The organism is Microthrixaceae bacterium (genome assembly GCA_016702505.1).
Taxonomy (GTDB): Bacteria; Actinomycetota; Acidimicrobiia; order Acidimicrobiales; family Iamiaceae; genus Aquihabitans.
This window is the reverse complement of record JADJDU010000004.1, coordinates 26,750-40,747: the sequence shown is the minus strand read 5'-3', so window position 1 is coordinate 40,747 and position 13,998 is coordinate 26,750. Positions and strand designations below refer to the sequence as shown.

The 13,998-nt window shown below is 68.1% G+C and carries 16 protein-coding genes; 12 read left to right on the top strand and 4 right to left on the bottom strand.

Annotated features, from left to right (window positions below; all coding sequences use genetic code 11):
- The first annotated feature begins 208 nt into the window (after positions 1–208).
- From IPG97_06290 to IPG97_06260, 7 genes are all read left to right on the top strand, one after another.
- Positions 209–1,147, top strand: coding sequence for a sigma-70 family RNA polymerase sigma factor (locus IPG97_06290; GenBank protein ID MBK6856165.1), 939 nt, complete (start codon positions 209–211; stop codon positions 1,145–1,147).
- 309 nt (positions 1,148–1,456) lie between these two features.
- Positions 1,457–2,134 carry a hypothetical protein gene (locus IPG97_06285; protein ID MBK6856164.1) on the top strand — a complete coding sequence of 226 codons (678 nt, stop codon included), beginning with the start codon at positions 1,457–1,459 and terminating at the stop codon, positions 2,132–2,134.
- Between the two features lie 124 nt (positions 2,135–2,258).
- Positions 2,259–3,293 (top strand): CpaF family protein, encoded by a 1,035-nt coding sequence (locus IPG97_06280; GenBank protein MBK6856163.1) that lies wholly within the window; start codon positions 2,259–2,261, stop codon positions 3,291–3,293.
- The gene (locus IPG97_06275; GenBank protein MBK6856162.1) at positions 3,287–4,174 is read left to right on the top strand and encodes a type II secretion system F family protein; all 888 of its coding nucleotides are present in this window, start codon (positions 3,287–3,289) and stop codon (positions 4,172–4,174) included. The genes IPG97_06280 and IPG97_06275 overlap by 7 nt, the downstream gene beginning before the upstream one ends.
- On the top strand, positions 4,174–4,962 hold the full coding sequence (locus IPG97_06270; protein ID MBK6856161.1) for a type II secretion system F family protein: 789 nt from the start codon (positions 4,174–4,176) through the stop codon (positions 4,960–4,962). The genes IPG97_06275 and IPG97_06270 overlap by 1 nt, the downstream gene beginning before the upstream one ends.
- Before the next feature lie 328 nt (positions 4,963–5,290).
- A complete protein-coding gene (locus IPG97_06265) occupies positions 5,291–5,521 on the top strand; it encodes a DUF4244 domain-containing protein (protein MBK6856160.1) in 231 nt (76 codons plus the stop codon).
- Position 5,522: 1 nt separating this feature from the next.
- Positions 5,523–5,930: a pilus assembly protein gene (locus tag IPG97_06260; protein ID MBK6856159.1), complete on the top strand. Its 408-nt coding sequence runs from the start codon at positions 5,523–5,525 to the stop codon at positions 5,928–5,930.
- Here IPG97_06260 and IPG97_06255 read toward each other — a convergent pair.
- On the bottom strand, positions 5,902–8,205 hold the full coding sequence (locus IPG97_06255; GenBank protein ID MBK6856158.1) for a DEAD/DEAH box helicase: 2,304 nt from the start codon (positions 8,203–8,205) through the stop codon (positions 5,902–5,904). The genes IPG97_06260 and IPG97_06255 overlap by 29 nt on opposite strands.
- Positions 8,206–8,416: 211 nt before the next feature.
- On the opposite strand from IPG97_06255, the gene IPG97_06250 reads away from it, so the two are divergent.
- Genes IPG97_06250 through IPG97_06240 form a run of 3 tightly spaced genes read left to right on the top strand, consistent with a single transcriptional unit; the run spans position 8,417 to position 9,854 of the window.
- Entirely contained in the window at positions 8,417–8,752 is a 336-nt protein-coding gene (locus IPG97_06250; GenBank protein ID MBK6856157.1) for an STAS domain-containing protein, read from the top strand.
- The gene (locus IPG97_06245; protein MBK6856156.1) at positions 8,749–9,225 is read left to right on the top strand and encodes an ATP-binding protein; all 477 of its coding nucleotides are present in this window, start codon (positions 8,749–8,751) and stop codon (positions 9,223–9,225) included. The genes IPG97_06250 and IPG97_06245 overlap by 4 nt, the downstream gene beginning before the upstream one ends.
- On the top strand, positions 9,222–9,854 hold the full coding sequence (locus IPG97_06240) for a hypothetical protein (GenBank protein ID MBK6856155.1): 633 nt from the start codon (positions 9,222–9,224) through the stop codon (positions 9,852–9,854). The genes IPG97_06245 and IPG97_06240 overlap by 4 nt, the downstream gene beginning before the upstream one ends.
- A gap of 23 nt (positions 9,855–9,877) precedes the next feature.
- Here IPG97_06240 and IPG97_06235 read toward each other — a convergent pair whose 3' ends face one another.
- The 3 genes from IPG97_06235 to IPG97_06225 are packed head-to-tail and all read right to left on the bottom strand — an operon-like array spanning position 9,878 to position 13,116.
- Positions 9,878–10,774: a carboxypeptidase regulatory-like domain-containing protein gene (locus tag IPG97_06235; protein ID MBK6856154.1), complete on the bottom strand. Its 897-nt coding sequence runs from the start codon at positions 10,772–10,774 to the stop codon at positions 9,878–9,880.
- A complete protein-coding gene (locus IPG97_06230; GenBank protein MBK6856153.1) occupies positions 10,768–11,859 on the bottom strand; it encodes a hypothetical protein in 1,092 nt (363 codons plus the stop codon). The genes IPG97_06235 and IPG97_06230 overlap by 7 nt, the downstream gene beginning before the upstream one ends.
- Before the next feature lie 15 nt (positions 11,860–11,874).
- Positions 11,875–13,116: an acyl-CoA dehydrogenase family protein gene (locus IPG97_06225; GenBank protein MBK6856152.1), complete on the bottom strand. Its 1,242-nt coding sequence runs from the start codon at positions 13,114–13,116 to the stop codon at positions 11,875–11,877.
- Positions 13,117–13,181: 65 nt separating this feature from the next.
- On the opposite strand from IPG97_06225, the gene IPG97_06220 reads away from it, so the two are divergent.
- Positions 13,182–13,484 (top strand): type II toxin-antitoxin system prevent-host-death family antitoxin, encoded by a 303-nt coding sequence (locus IPG97_06220; protein ID MBK6856151.1) that lies wholly within the window; start codon positions 13,182–13,184, stop codon positions 13,482–13,484.
- Positions 13,475–13,948, top strand: coding sequence for a PIN domain-containing protein (locus IPG97_06215; GenBank protein ID MBK6856150.1), 474 nt, complete (start codon positions 13,475–13,477; stop codon positions 13,946–13,948). Before IPG97_06220 ends, IPG97_06215 begins: the two co-directional genes overlap by 10 nt.
- Positions 13,949–13,998 lie beyond the last annotated feature (50 nt).

The window sequence follows — 13,998 nt, the reverse complement described above, 5'->3', positions numbered from 1 at the left end:
CCGAGATCACCACGTGGGCCCCCCAGAGTGCCAACTGCCACCTCGATACCCGGACATTTTTCCTGAAAGTTTGGGGCACTTGACCCGATCAGTAACCTGAGAGGACCCGCAGTCGGCCCGATCGTACGCGCTTCGGACCCGACAACTCGGGACTCCTCCGGGGAAATGCAACAGCCTCCCCCTCCAGCAAGCCAGGAACAGGTGCCAAATGGCCAAAGAGCGAGTGGAACGCGACGAAGAAGACCTCGTCCGCCTCTACCTCACCGACATCGGCCAGTACCCGTTGCTCACCAAAGACGACGAGGTACGACTGGCTCAGGCCATCGAGGCCGGCAACACCGCCCGCGCCGAGTTGGAGGCGGGTGAAAAGGGGCTCACCGCTGCCCGCAAGCGCGAACTTCGTCGCCTGTCCCGGGAAGGCGAGCGGGCCGAGCGCACCTTCGTCCAGTCCAACCTCCGTCTCGTGGTCTCGATCGCCAAGAAGTACCAGGCCTCGGGGCTTCCGCTGCTCGACTTGATCCAAGAGGGCAACCTGGGTCTGATGCACGCCGTCGAGAAGTTCGACTGGCGCAAGGGCTTCAAGTTCTCCACCTATGCCACCTGGTGGATTCGCCAGGCCATCACCCGCGGTATCGCCAACACCGGCCGGACCATCCGTCTGCCTGTCCATGCCGGAGACACGCTGGCCCGTCTCCAAAAGGCCCGGGCCCGTCTCGAGCTCAAGCTCGGTCGTCCTGCAACCCTGGCCGAACTGTCGGCCGAGGTCGAGATGCCCGAGGACAAGGTGACCGAGGCACTGCGATTCGCGGCTGAACCTCTCTCGTTGTCCGAGCCACTGCGCGAGGACGGCGACGCCGAACTGGGTGACGTGGTCGAAGACCGTTCGGCCGAGTCGCCCTTCGAGGTGGCGGCCACCGCCTTGTTGCCCGAGGAGATCACCCGGTTGTTGGCCCCCCTCGACGACCGCGAGCGGGAGATCCTCAAGCTCCGCTTCGGTCTGGACCGTGGCGAGCCCCGCACTCTCGAGGAGGTGGGTGAGCACTTCAACCTGACTCGGGAACGCATCCGCCAGATCGAGGCTCGGGCCATGTCCAAGCTGCGCCACCCGTCGTCGGACACCGGCGCCCGAGATCTCTTGGCGGTCTGATCCGGCCGTCCGCTCTGGGCTCGCCAGGTTTGCCGGGTTTGCCGGATCCGACCAGCACGGTCCCGGTCGGCTTCCTATGATCGGGGCATGAAGAAGCTGCTCATCCTCGTCGTCCTCGCCGCTCTTGCCACCGTGGTGGCCAAGAAGGTGAAGACGGTCTGAACCGTTCCCACGGCCGGTCCTTCGGGGCCGGCCGTGGCTGTTTCTCTGTATGTGATCGATCGAACCCTTGTGGGTGAGGTCATCGGTGGGTAGCGTGCCCCACGCCGCCTTCCCCGCGAGCCTGTTGTTCGCGTTGTGGGAGGCCCTGTGGTCACCGCTTGTTGGTCCCTCAAGGGTGGTTCGGGAACCACCGTCATCTCGGCTGGCCTGGCTCTGGCCATGGCTCGCCGTCGTCTCGGCCGGGACGTCCTGTTGGTCGACCTGGCTGGTGATCTGCCCGCCCTGTTGGCGATGCCCGAGCCTGGTGGCCCCGGTATCGCTGAATGGTTGGCGGCGGGGCCTTCGGTACCTCCCGATGCGCTGGCCCGCCTAGAGGAGCCCGTCACCTCCGGGCTGACCCTCTTGCACCGCGGCTCGGGACCGTTGCACGCCGCTCGCGGGTCGGTGCTGATCCAGGTGCTGGCTGGATCGGGGCGAGACGTGGTGGTGGATTGCGGAAACCTCCCGTTGATAGACGGGGTGTCAGACGGCCAGAGTGGCCTGGCGTTGCAGGTGGCAGCGGAGGCGTCCCGGTCGCTACTGGTGACCAGGGCTTGCTACCTCGCAGTGCGCCGGTTCGATCGGTGTCTGGTCTCGCCATCGGGGGTGGTGGTGGTGCGGGAGTCGGCGAGAGCCCTGTCCGACGTGGACGTGGCCAACAGGTTGGGGGTGCCGGTGGTGGCATCGGTGGCGGTGGATCCGGCGGTGGGCCGTGCTGTCGATTGCGGGCTGATGGTGTCACGGATGCCCCGTCGATTCGCAGAGGTCATGGGCGAGGTGGCCTGAGGTGGGCCTGGTTCCCGACGCACGGATAGATGAGCTCGTCTACGGCCAACTGCTGACCAGGGAGGCCGGAGTCGTCCCGGGCTCCGAGGAGATAGCGGCTCTGGTCCGTGGAGTCGACCCGCTGATGTCGGCGGCCGAGGTGGCCGTCGCTGTCACCCGGGTCCGGGCCCGGATGGACGGCCTGGGCCCCCTCGACGTGCTCCTGGCCGACGCCTCGGTCACCGACATCTTGGTGAACGGCTCCGGACCGGTCTGGGTGGAACGCCACGGTGAGCTGTCTCCCACCGATGTCTGGCTGGACCGCCCGGTGGTGGATCTCCTCATCGAGCGGATCCTGGCTCCGCTGGGACGCCGAGTGGATCCCCTCAACCCGGTCGCCGATGGCCGCCTCCCCGACGGCAGCCGGGTGCATGTGATCGTCCCGCCGTTGGCGGTCGACGGCCCGTGTGTGACCATCCGGCGGTTCGGGGCTCGGGCCGTGCCCCTAGCCGACCTGGCCCCCGATCCGATCGGTCGCCTGCTCCGGTGGGCGGTGTGGTCGCGCGCCAACGTGGTGGTGGTGGGTTCCACCGGATCGGGCAAGACCACGTTGCTGAACGCCATGGCCGCTCTCTTGCCACCGGCGGAGCGGCTGGTCACGGTGGAAGATGCTGCCGAGTTGCGTCTGCCGTCGGACCATGTAATCCGCCTCGAGACTCGGGTTGCCTCGGTCGAGGGGGCGGCGGCGATCCCAGCCCGGGAACTGGTGCGGAACGCGTTGCGCATGAGGCCGGATCGTCTCGTCATCGGCGAGGTGCGTGGTGGCGAGGCTCTCGATCTGATTCAGGCCATGAACACCGGCCACAACGGTTCGCTGTCCACGCTTCACGCCAACGGTTGTCACGACGCCCTTCACCGGCTGGAGACGCTGGCACTCATGGCCGGTGTCGGTCTGCCCCTGGAGGCAATCCGGGCCCAGGTCGTGGGGGCCGTCGACCTGGTGGTACACGTGGTGCGGTCCGAGGCCGGGCGTCGGGTGGTCACCGATGTGGCCGAGCCGATCTCAGACCTGTCGAGGGGAGTGACACCCTCCGTGCGGATGCTGGTGGAACAGGGGAGGGCGGTTGCGGACCCAATACGTTCACCTCGCCTGTCGGCCGCCACCTGGAGTGGATGGTGATCGCCCAGGTGACGACGGCCAACGCGCTCCTTCCGGTGGTGGCCGCCGTCATGGTCGGGGCGGCGGGTGTCACCTGGGCTGGAGTGGTGCGCCTTCAGCGTTCACACGCAGTGGTGCTCCGACTGAGCGGCCCTCACGATCCCGTAGCGCCTCCGCCGTGGTTCGTGACCGCGGTCGACATGTCGGGTCTCACGATGCGGGTCGATGTGGCATGGCGGTGGGCGACCAGGGTCGGGGTTCTCGCGGGTCTTGTGATGGCGGTCAACCATCCGGTGGTGGCCGTGGCCGTGGCGGCCGTGATGATGGTCGCCGTCAGGGCCCGGTCCCAGCTGCGCCGGCGGGCCGACGTGAGGGCCGAGGCCCATCACCTGGCCTCGGCGATAGACGTCGTCCTGTTCCGATTGGCATCGGGCTCATCGTTGGTGGCGGCGCTGGAACAGGCCAGCAACCAGCCATCTCCTTTGGCCGCCGACCTCGGTCGCATCGCGTCGCGAGTCGGTCAAGGGGTGGCGGTGCAGGTTGCCGTAGACGACTGGGCCCAACGGTCCGGCTCGGTGGGAATCAGGTTGGTGGCCGATGCCGTGGCCATCGCCGGTGCCTCCGGTGGCAGCCAGCAGGCCGCCCTGCTCGGCGTGCAGGCCACGCTGCGAGAGCGCGACGCGCTGGCCCGTGAGGTCAGGGCGCTGGCCTCTCAGGCCCGAACATCGGCTGTGGTCTTGGTGGCGGCCCCGTTGATGTTCGCCTTGGTGGTGGGTGTGGTCGATGACCAGGTGGGGAGGTTCCTCGTCAGCCCTGCGGGCCTCGTCTGTGTCGTCGTCGGGTTGGGGCTCGATGCCGCCGGGGCGGTGTGGATGGATCGCCTCACCCGGGACGTGGCCTGATGGTGGGGTTCGTCATCTCCTCGCAGTGGGCTCCGGTGTTGGCCGGTGGCGCCGTCGTCGCCGCCGGGTGGGCTGTGGGGGCAATGGGGGCCAAGCTGCCGGCCCGGCTGGAAGACCCCGTCGCCCGTTCCGAGGACCGTCATTCACCCAGAGCCGGCTCGGCCACGGCGCTGGGTGCTCCGCCGGTGGTGCCGCCACCGTCGCCGGCCCTGGTTGCGGTGGTTACTTCGATGGTCGGAGCCGTGGCCGTGGCGGTCGGGGTGCCGGTGGCAGTGGGGTTGGCAGGCTTGGTGGGTCTGTCCCGGTTGAGGGTCGCCCGCCACCGTCGCGTCGAACAGCAGCGCAACGTGGAGGCGGCAGTGCCCGACCTCATCGACTTGTTCTTGGTGGCAGCCGCGGCCGGGCATCCGGTGTCGGCCAGCTTGCGCATGGTCGCTCCCCGATCGCCCGTGGCGGTCAGGAGGCCCTTGACCGACAGCGTGGAACGACTCGATCGTGGATGTTCGCTCGCCGAGGTTCTGGCCCACCTCGGGGGCCAACTCGGAGCGCTGGGTGCGGCGCTCACCGGTGCGTTGGCGGGCAGCGCTGCCACCGGTTCCCCGCTGGTGCCCACCCTGGAGCGGGTGGCCGTGCTGGCCCGAGACCGGCGGCGACGAGCAGCCGAGGCCCGGGCTCGGCGACTACCGGTGACCATGTTGTTCCCACTGGTGGCTTGCGTTCTTCCAGCCTTCGTGCTGCTGACAGTGGTCCCTCTGCTGGTGGCGTCCCTTGGTTCGCTCCGCCTCTGAGGCTCTGATCCTGGATCCGCCGAAAGGCGGAGCCTTCCGGCGGAGTTCGATCGCCGGCCAACCCTAAGGAGGTGAGTGGATAGGCGAGCCGACCCATATGCACGGCATGGCTAAACCGAGGCGAAGCCTCGGTCTGATCAACCTCGCAGCGAAGACGACCGGACCTATGCGCTAGGACCCCTAAGGAGGCTCTAGTCAACATCGACCGCGACGGGATGCGACCCATCCGTTCGGGTCCTCAATGCACCTTCGGGTGCCGTTCCCGGCGGTTCCGGCCGGCTGCACCTTCGGGTGCCGTTCGTGTTCCCAATACGTGGAGGTGTTCCTCGTGAACCTGTCACCCCTGTCCCAACGTCCGTCATTCCCTCGCCCGGCCTCGCCGGCAGACTCCCCGGGCCGCAGGCCTGGGCAGAAGGGGCAGGCCACCGCCGAGTACGCCCTGGTGTTGTTGGGGGCGGCGGCCCTGGCTCTGCTGTTGGTAGCGTGGGCCACCGGTTCGGGCAAGATCGGCGAGCTGTTCGATGCCGTGATCGGACAGCTCATCTCCAAGGCCGGCTGACGTGACGATCCGGGGCGGTCTCAGACCACGGCTCTCACCATCGGGCCGCCCCGGATCGGAGGGCCAGGCCACCGTCGAGGTGGCCTTGGCGTTGCCAGTGGTGGTCGTAGCCCTCCTGTTGGTGATCCAGGTAGCGCTGGTTGCTCGGGCTCAGGTGCTGGTGGTCCAGGCCGCCCGCGAGGGGGCACGGGCTTCGTCGGTGGGTGAATCGCCCGAGGTGGCGCGGCACACACCGGGCCTGGACCCGACCCGGGTAGAGGTCTCCCAGGTCGGGGGAACGGTGCCCGGTTCGGTGGTGACGGTGAGGGTTGCTTATCGGGCAGCTACCGATGTGCCGTTGGTGGGTGGCCTTCTGGGGGACGTAACGGTGCGGGCCGCAGTCACGATGAGAGTCGAGGGCCCCACTTGAAGGCCCGCAGCAGTCGAGCGGCGGCGAGCTTGTCCAGCGGCTCGTTCAGGCTTCCGCACTTGGGTGACTGGACGCACGACGGGCAACCGTCATCGCAGCCACACTGCTCCAGCGTTTCCAGCGTGGCCGCCAGTTGCGCTTCGGTGGCTGCGTAGGCGAGCTCGGCGATGCCGATTCCGCCGGGGTGACCGTCATAGATCACCACCGCCGGGGCGTTCAGGTCTTCGAGCCAGGCCGTGGACACGCCACCCACATCCCAACGGTCACAGATGGCGAACAGCGGCAACATGCCGATGGCGGCGTGCTCGGCGGCATGTAGTGCACCGCCGAGTTGGCGAGCCTCGACCATGGCCCGTTCGATCACCACCGGCGGGATCCGCCACCACACACCGGTGGTGACCAGGGTGGACGGCGGCAACGTCAGGTCGTGGGCGGCCAGTAGGTCCCCTGACAGGATCTCTCGTTGCTGGTAGCCGGTGACCTGGCTGGTGACCTCGACCTCGGCCAGTCCGACCTCTATGCGCCCTACTGGCCGTGACGAGCGGGTTCGCAGGACCCGCAGGTCTACGTGGGAACGGGCCTGGGTGTAGGTGTGGCCGGGGTCGGGTTCGACGATGGCGGCACCGTCGTCCAGGTCCAGGTCCACCACCCGGTGAGGGCGGCCCTGGTGCAAGTACACGGCTCCGGGGTGGACACTCTCTGGGGCTCGGGCCCGATCGACGGTGCCGATCAGGGTGCCGTCAGCGAAGGCGATGCGGACTTCGTGAGCCGAGGTGGAACGGATGCCCACCTCGCTGGCGGGGTGACCACGCCGAGCCCACACCGCCATGGGTTCTCGCCGTCGGGGCCTGATCCTCAGCGTGTCGTCTTTGACCAGTCGGCGCACTCCGTCACCGAGTTGGTCTCCCCACCACCGTTCGTCGTGGTGGGTGAGGGGCTGCTCGTAGGCGGCGCAGGCCAGGTGAGGGTCGAGCACGTGAGGGTTGGCCGGGTTGATCACCGCCGGTTCGGGCCGACGGTCGAACACCTCGGTTGGGTGGCGGAGGAAGTGGTGGTCGAGTTGGTCCTCTCCGGCCACCAGTACCGCCACCGATGGCTGGCCCTCTCGTCCGGCCCGTCCGACCTGTTGCCACATCGATGCGATGGTGCCGGGGAACCCGTTGAGAACCACGGCGTCGAGCCCGCCCACGTCGATGCCGAGCTCGAGCGCCGAGGTGGCCACCACGCCGCCGAGGGTGCCCGAGAAGAGTTGGGCTTCTATCTCTCGCCGTTCGGCGGCCAGGTAGCCGCCTCGGTAGGGGCGGACCCGCCGGGCCAGCCGAGGATTGCGCCGGGCTACTTCGGCGGCCACCACTTCGGTTCCGGCTCGGCTGCGACAAAAGGCCAGGGTTCGGTGGTCTCGGGCCACCAGACCGGCCACCAGGTCGGCGGTGACGCGGTTGGGTGAACGGGGCCCGCCATCGCCACCGGCCCGGGCCGGGTCGACCAGGGCGATCAGCCGGGCGCCGCGGGGGGAACCGTCTTGGTCGACGGTGTACACGTCGGTTCCGCACAGCTGTGACGCCAAATGGCCGGGGGTGCCGATGGTGGCCGAGGTGAATACGAAGGTGGGGTTGGCCCCATAGGTCTCACAGATTCGTCGAAGACGGCGCAGCAGGTGGGCCACGTTGGTGCCGAAGACGCCGCGCAACACGTGGAGCTCGTCGATGACCACGTAGCGCAGGCGCATCAGGAACGTGGACCAGCGGGCATGCTGGGGGAGGATCCCGCAGTGGAGCATCTCGGGGTTGGTGAGCACCACATTCGCGTGGGCCCGGGCCCAGGTCCGCTGCTCGGGCTGGGTGTCTCCGTCGTAGGTGACGGGGGTGAGCCCACCGACGGCTAGATGCCCGAATGATCGGAGCTGATCTTGGGCTAGGGCTTTGGTTGGGAACAGGGCCAAAGCGGTACCGGGGCGGAGCCGGTCCACCACCGCTTCGGCGATGGGGACCTGGTAGCAAAGTGATTTGCCCGAGCCGGTGCCGGTGGCGATGACGGTGGAACGCCCGGAGCGGATGTGCTCCATGGCTTGGGCCTGGTGGGCCCAGAGGTGGTCGATCCCGGTCTCGGCCAGGCGTGAGGTCAGGGCCGCGGGGAGGTCGGCGGGGACGGGCGCGGTTTGCCCGGTCGATGCTTCTTGGAACTGGGCGTGGACCAGTCCGTCCCCGAGTAGTGCGCGCAGATGGTGCAGCTCGGTGTCCAACGAGTTCGGACGAAGCAGAGCGGCGGTGGACAAAGCGGTTCCCCGAACGAACGGAACAGACGTTCGGTATCGTACCGCGCCGGTCGGGCGGTCAGGCAGCTCCTCGGTCTGATCGACTTCTCAGCGGTTGCGACAGGACCTGTCGGCTACCGCACCCAGTCGGCCACCGCACCCAGACCGAGGTGCGTCTGGGTGCGGTGGGGTGCGGTTAGCGTGGGGGCTGGCTGGGCAACCCTGGAGCACCATGGATTTCCGACTGGAAGCGACCGAGCAGGACGGCTGGACGGTGGTGTCGGTTGCTGGCGAGGTAGACGTGGCCACCGCCCCGGCGCTGCGGACCCGCCTCATCGACCTGGTGGCAGATGGGTGTCGTCGGCTGGTGGTCGACCTCGCCTGGGTCGACTTCATCGATTCGACCGGGCTGGGTGTGCTGATCGGCACGCTGAAGCGGATTCGATCCCACGATGGTGAGATGGTTCTGGTGATGGATGACCCCCGGGTGTCGAGGATCTTCGACATCACCGGCCTGCATCAGGTCTTCACCATCGTTTCGTCTCTGGATGAGGTGCCGGGGTCGTGAACCCTGTCGACGACGCCGCTGAGGTCGTCGAGTTGATTATTCCGCCTCGGCCCGAGATCGTGTCGGTGGCCCGCCTGGTGGTCGGGGCCGCAGTGGCCATGGATCCATCCTTCGACGAGGAACGCAGCGCCGATTTGCGCCTGGCTGCGTCCGAGGCCTGTACCAACGCCATCGAGGCTCAGTTGGCTCGGCGCCAGGCCCGTGATGCTGACCTGCCGATCGTGCTGCGCTGCGAGTTGGGTGCGGATTCGATCGTGCTCACCGTGCAGGACCATGGGGGCGGGTTCGATCCCGATGACCTTCCCCCCCAGCCCGAAGCCACCGACCCGGCCCGGCTCGATTACGAGGACGGCCTTGGCATCCCGCTCATCCGCCTTCTCTCCGACGATCTCGAGTTCCGTGAGACGCCAGGGGGTACCACCGTGGTGATGAAGTTCGAGCCGCGGCTCACGACCGGGACCATCGAACCTTGAGCCATCCGAGCATGGGGGATGGCTTCCCCGACGATCCAGACGACGACGATGACGACGAGCTGTTCGGCTTCGGCGACGAGTTCGACGACGACGACGACTACGAAGACGATATCGACCAGGACTGGGACGGCGAGCCGATCCCCAAACCGGCCGAGCTGTTGGCACTGGACTCGGTCACCGAAGAGTTGTTCGCCACCCTGCGCCGCTGGTTCGACGTACCAGCCCTGGTCACCCTCGATCTGACCGAGGTTGATTCGGCGGTGACCGAACTGGGTGATCCTCAGATGGTGGCGGCCCTGGCCATGCGCAAGCTCCAGGCCCTCAACCTGTTGGCCACACCAGGAGTGCGGACCACCACCGATGTGGTGGTGGCCATCGTGAACGACTTGGAACGGGCCATGGTCCAGGCCCCGAACATGTGGCTCAAGCGCCAAGCCGCGGCCACCGACTGGGATTCGGCGCTGGAGGCGCTGGAGGCCGGCGACGTGGAGGGACTGGACGAGGCCCCGGTGGAGGCTGACGAGATCGACCCCGAGGTCCACCGCTTTCGAGTCCTGCACGGAGCCCTACACGAAGCCATGTTCGCGGTGATCGAGATCTCCGAAGGTGCAATCCGCGAGTTCGAGTGAGCAAGCGGACCCGGCCCTGGTGGTCAGGTGAGCTGGTGGTTGATCCCGGTCAAGGGTCGGGGCCCGACCCCTATGGTGGCGCCGCCGGGGTTGGTGGGGGTTCGGCGGTACCACTGGAGCGGGGCTGCTGGCGTGGCCCGGAAGGCGATGCGGTAGGGGCCCGGCGTCAGGTTGGTGAGCCGGAACTGGCCGCCCGGGAGAGTGGTGGTACGACCGGACGGTACCCACGTGTCGTGGGGGCCGAAGGCCAACACCTCGATGCCAGCCTTGCCGACTCCCCATCGGTCGGTGACTCGACCCGTCACCGGGTAGGAGCGGGCCAGCACGGCGTCCACCCTCAGCGATCGTCCCGGTACCTCCACGGGACCGCCAGCGGTGGAGTGGAGCGGTCCGGCCAGCCACGCCGTGCCCAGGTCCGAACCGGCGGGGGGCACGACCACCAGGCCGTAGGACCCGGCGGGCAGGTCGGTGAGCTCCCAGGTTCCGTCGGCTCCGGTGACCACCCCCGCGGTGGGGGTGAAACCGTCGCCAGGTCGGTAGGCCAGCACCGCCGCGCCCGCTACGGGCATCGTGCTGGGGTCGGTGACCGTGCCGTGGATCGTGTGGTGCTGAGGACCGCACTCGGTGCGGAACCGCCAGCGGTAGGGGGTGACGGCCTGGCCTCGGGCATCGGTGACTGCGGCGGTGACCCCCACACCAACCTCGTACCACGAGCATCGGTCGAGGTCTCGAGCCGGTTGCACGTCGATCAGGTGCTGGCCGGCGTCACCGCCGTAGGGAACGCTGCGTGGGAAACCGGCCAGGACCGGCAGCACCTCACCGGAGGCCACATCGGTGATGGTCATGGTGCCGGGCGCCATCTGGGCGGGCACGCCGGGGCCGCCGGTGGCGGGGGCGTACGGGCGGGAATGAGTCAGCACCGCGGTGATTCGGGTTTGGGCACCGCCTCGTCCTCGTGAGCTGCCGGGTTGGTAGGAGCGGACCCAGCCCGAGGATGGGACGCTACCTGGCCGGTGGCGGGGTAGGTGACAGAGACGGTGGTTGGAGGTTGCGCCCCGTTCAGGCGGCCCCACATCGATCCCCAGTATCCGGCGATGGCACGGGCCGCGAAATTCACGCCGCCCGGCGCGGTGACCATGTTGGCCGACATCCACGGCATGGCCGCCTGCACCCCGGCCAGGTGGTCAATGGCCCATTGGGTTTCGAGATCCCACACCGCGCTCATGTGAGGCACCAGTTCGAACTGGGCCGCGGTGACACCTTCGAATCCGGAATCCTCGAACACCTGGAGCAGGGCATCGGCGTCGGGTAGCGGCGGCATGACTGGGCGAGGGACACCGTGTACGGCCACCGCCACCAGATCCATCTGGGTCTCGGCCCCGCCCTCGTTGGCGGTGGGAAGGCCGTTCACGTAGTACTCGTTGCGGTCCGGGCCGTTGGGTTCGAACAGCCAGTCCCACACCTCGTCGCCCATCCCGTGGCCGGCCACTCCGAAGGCGTGGGCGATCATGTCCGCGCACGGGGCGCCGGGATCGGTCAGGTCGGGGCCGCAGTCGTCGCGGGCGGCGATGAGGTCTATGTAGGCGTCGACGAAGCGTTGCCAGTGCGCCTCCTCGCCGTAGGTGTTGGTACCGAAGTAGCCGAGGTCGGGGAACATGGCCCCGGCCCGCACCTGGTCCTCGTGGGCGCGCAAGAGGTTGGCCAGGCCCGGTTCGGTGACGTAGTCGATGGCCTCCACCGCCATCCACCCGTGGGTGGTGATCCCAGCGGCCTCCGCTGACGGGGTCGGAGTCAACAACGTGGTGGCGACGGTCACGGCGGTGAACAGGCAGGTCAGCCGAACCTGGCGGCGGGCGATAGCGCGACGGTGCCCGCGGCCGGTGTCGGGGCGCGGCCTTCGGCCCGCCCCGGTTCTTTCAGAGGTTGTCGGCTTGGCGCCGGCCGTGGGCTGGGGGAGGGTTACCGCTCTGGCGCGGCCCTCAGCGTTGGATCGGGTGAGCCCCATAGGTAACCCTCTCGGTCAGATCCGGCCTACGTCGGGCGGCAGTTCGGTGGGCATGTAGCGCGACAGCTCCTGCTTGGCCACCTGGCGGCGGTGGACCTCGTCGGGGCCGTCGGCCAGGCGCAAGGTGCGGATCCCGGCGTACATGGCGGCCAGGGGGACGTCGTTGCTCACCCCCATGCCTCCGTGGGCCTGGATGGCCCGGTCGATCACCTTGAGGGCCACGTTGGGGGCCACCACCTTGATGGCCGAGATCTCGATGGCGGCGCCCTTGTTGCCGACGGTGTCCATCAGCCACGCCGCCTTCAACGTGAGGAGGCGGGCCTGTTCGATCTCCATGCGGGAGTCGGCGATCCATTCCCGGATCACCCCCTGCTCCGACAGCGGGCGCCCGAACGCCACCCGGTTGGTCACCCGCTGGCACATCAGCTCCAACGCCCGTTCGGCGGCGCCGAGGGCCCGCATGCAGTGGTGGATGCGGCCGGGGCCGAGGCGAGCCTGGGCGATGGCGAACCCACCTCCTTCCATGCCGATCAGGTTGGACACCGGCACCCGCACGTCGGTGAAGGTGACCTCGCAGTGGCCTTCCTGATCGATGTAGCCGAAGACCGGCAGCGACCGTTCGATCACCACGCCCGGGGTGTCTCGGGGGACCAGGACCATGGACTGTTGGAGGTGGCGGTGGGCGGATGGGTCGGTCTTGCCCATCACGATGAAGATCTGGCAGCGCTCGTCGGCGGCGCCCGACGTCCACCACTTGCGTCCGTTGATCACGTACTCGTCGCCGTCGCGTTCGATGCGGCACTCGATGTTGGTGGCATCGCTGGAGGCCACCGCTGGTTCGGTCATGGCGAAGGCGGAGCGGATCTCACCTTCGAGCAGGGGGACCAGCCACTGCTCCTTCTGCTCGTCGGTGCCGAACATGGTCAGCACCTCCATGTTCCCGGTATCGGGTGCCGAGCAGTTCAGCGCCTGGGGGGCGATGGCGGCCGAGCGGCCGGTGATCTCGGCCAGGGGCGCGTAGTCGCTGTTGGACAGGCCGTCGGTCCACTGGGTCTGGTGGGGGAGGAACAGGTTCCACAGCCCCCGGCTGCGGGCCTCGGCCTTGAGTTCCTCCATGATCGGCGGGTGGTGGTGGGGGTTCCCCGAGGCCGCGATCTGTTCGTGGTACACGGGCTCGGCCGGGTACACGTGGGAGTCCATGAAGTCGAGCAGTTCCTGACGGAGCGTCTCGGCCCGGGGCGACAAGGCGAAGTCCATGCCCGGAACCTACCCCTGCCCTCAGGACCGAGTGGATAGGTCTGGTCTGTGCGAGGTTCAGGCCTATGTCGCACATCAAGGTGCTACATTTGAGTATGGGATCGGTTCAGTCCTTCGGCGTGAGAGAGCTACGCAACGACACGGCTGGCGTTCTCGAAGCGGTAGAGCGAGACGGCGAGGCGTTGATCACCAAACGAGGGCGTGTCGTCGCCAAGTTGGTGTTGGTCGACGGCCCTGACGGGTCGCCGCTTGACGACTTCGTCGCCTGGGCGAACTCGCTCTCGGGGCACGACACGGGATGGGTCGACGAGTTCCTGCGCGAGAAGGCACTCGACTCAGAGGCGGCCGAGCCCAAGCCATGGGAGTGATCCTCGACACCTCGGCGGTGATCGGCCTCGTCGAGCTCGATGCAGACAGGCCAGCCATCGTTGCCTCCGTGCTCAAAGTAGGTGGCGACAAGCGGCCGGCGATCCATGTCGTCACCCTCGGAGAGTTGGCGGCAGGTGTGCACCGCGCCGTCGAACAGTTCGGATCGGGCTCGGTGGAGGCGAACGCCAGACAACGCACCTTGGACGTCGCCGCCGGTCGCGAGGCAGGTGGATCTGGCCGCCCGCGCTTGTCCACCTTCGACATCGATGCGGCCACGTGGGGTTGTTTCGGTGAGATAAGCGGACCGATGGGTAGGCGCATCAGCAACAACGACAAGTGGATCGTCGCCGCCGCGATCGTCAACGAGCGTGTCCTGATCACCCAGGACGAGACGCTGGCCGACCGCGCCGGTGGCATTGGAGTAGAGGTGGCGCTCGTTCGGAGACAACCTCCCGACCGGTGATCTAGTGGTCCGGGTTGGAGCGGAAGCGCTCAGATGACCCCAAAGATTTG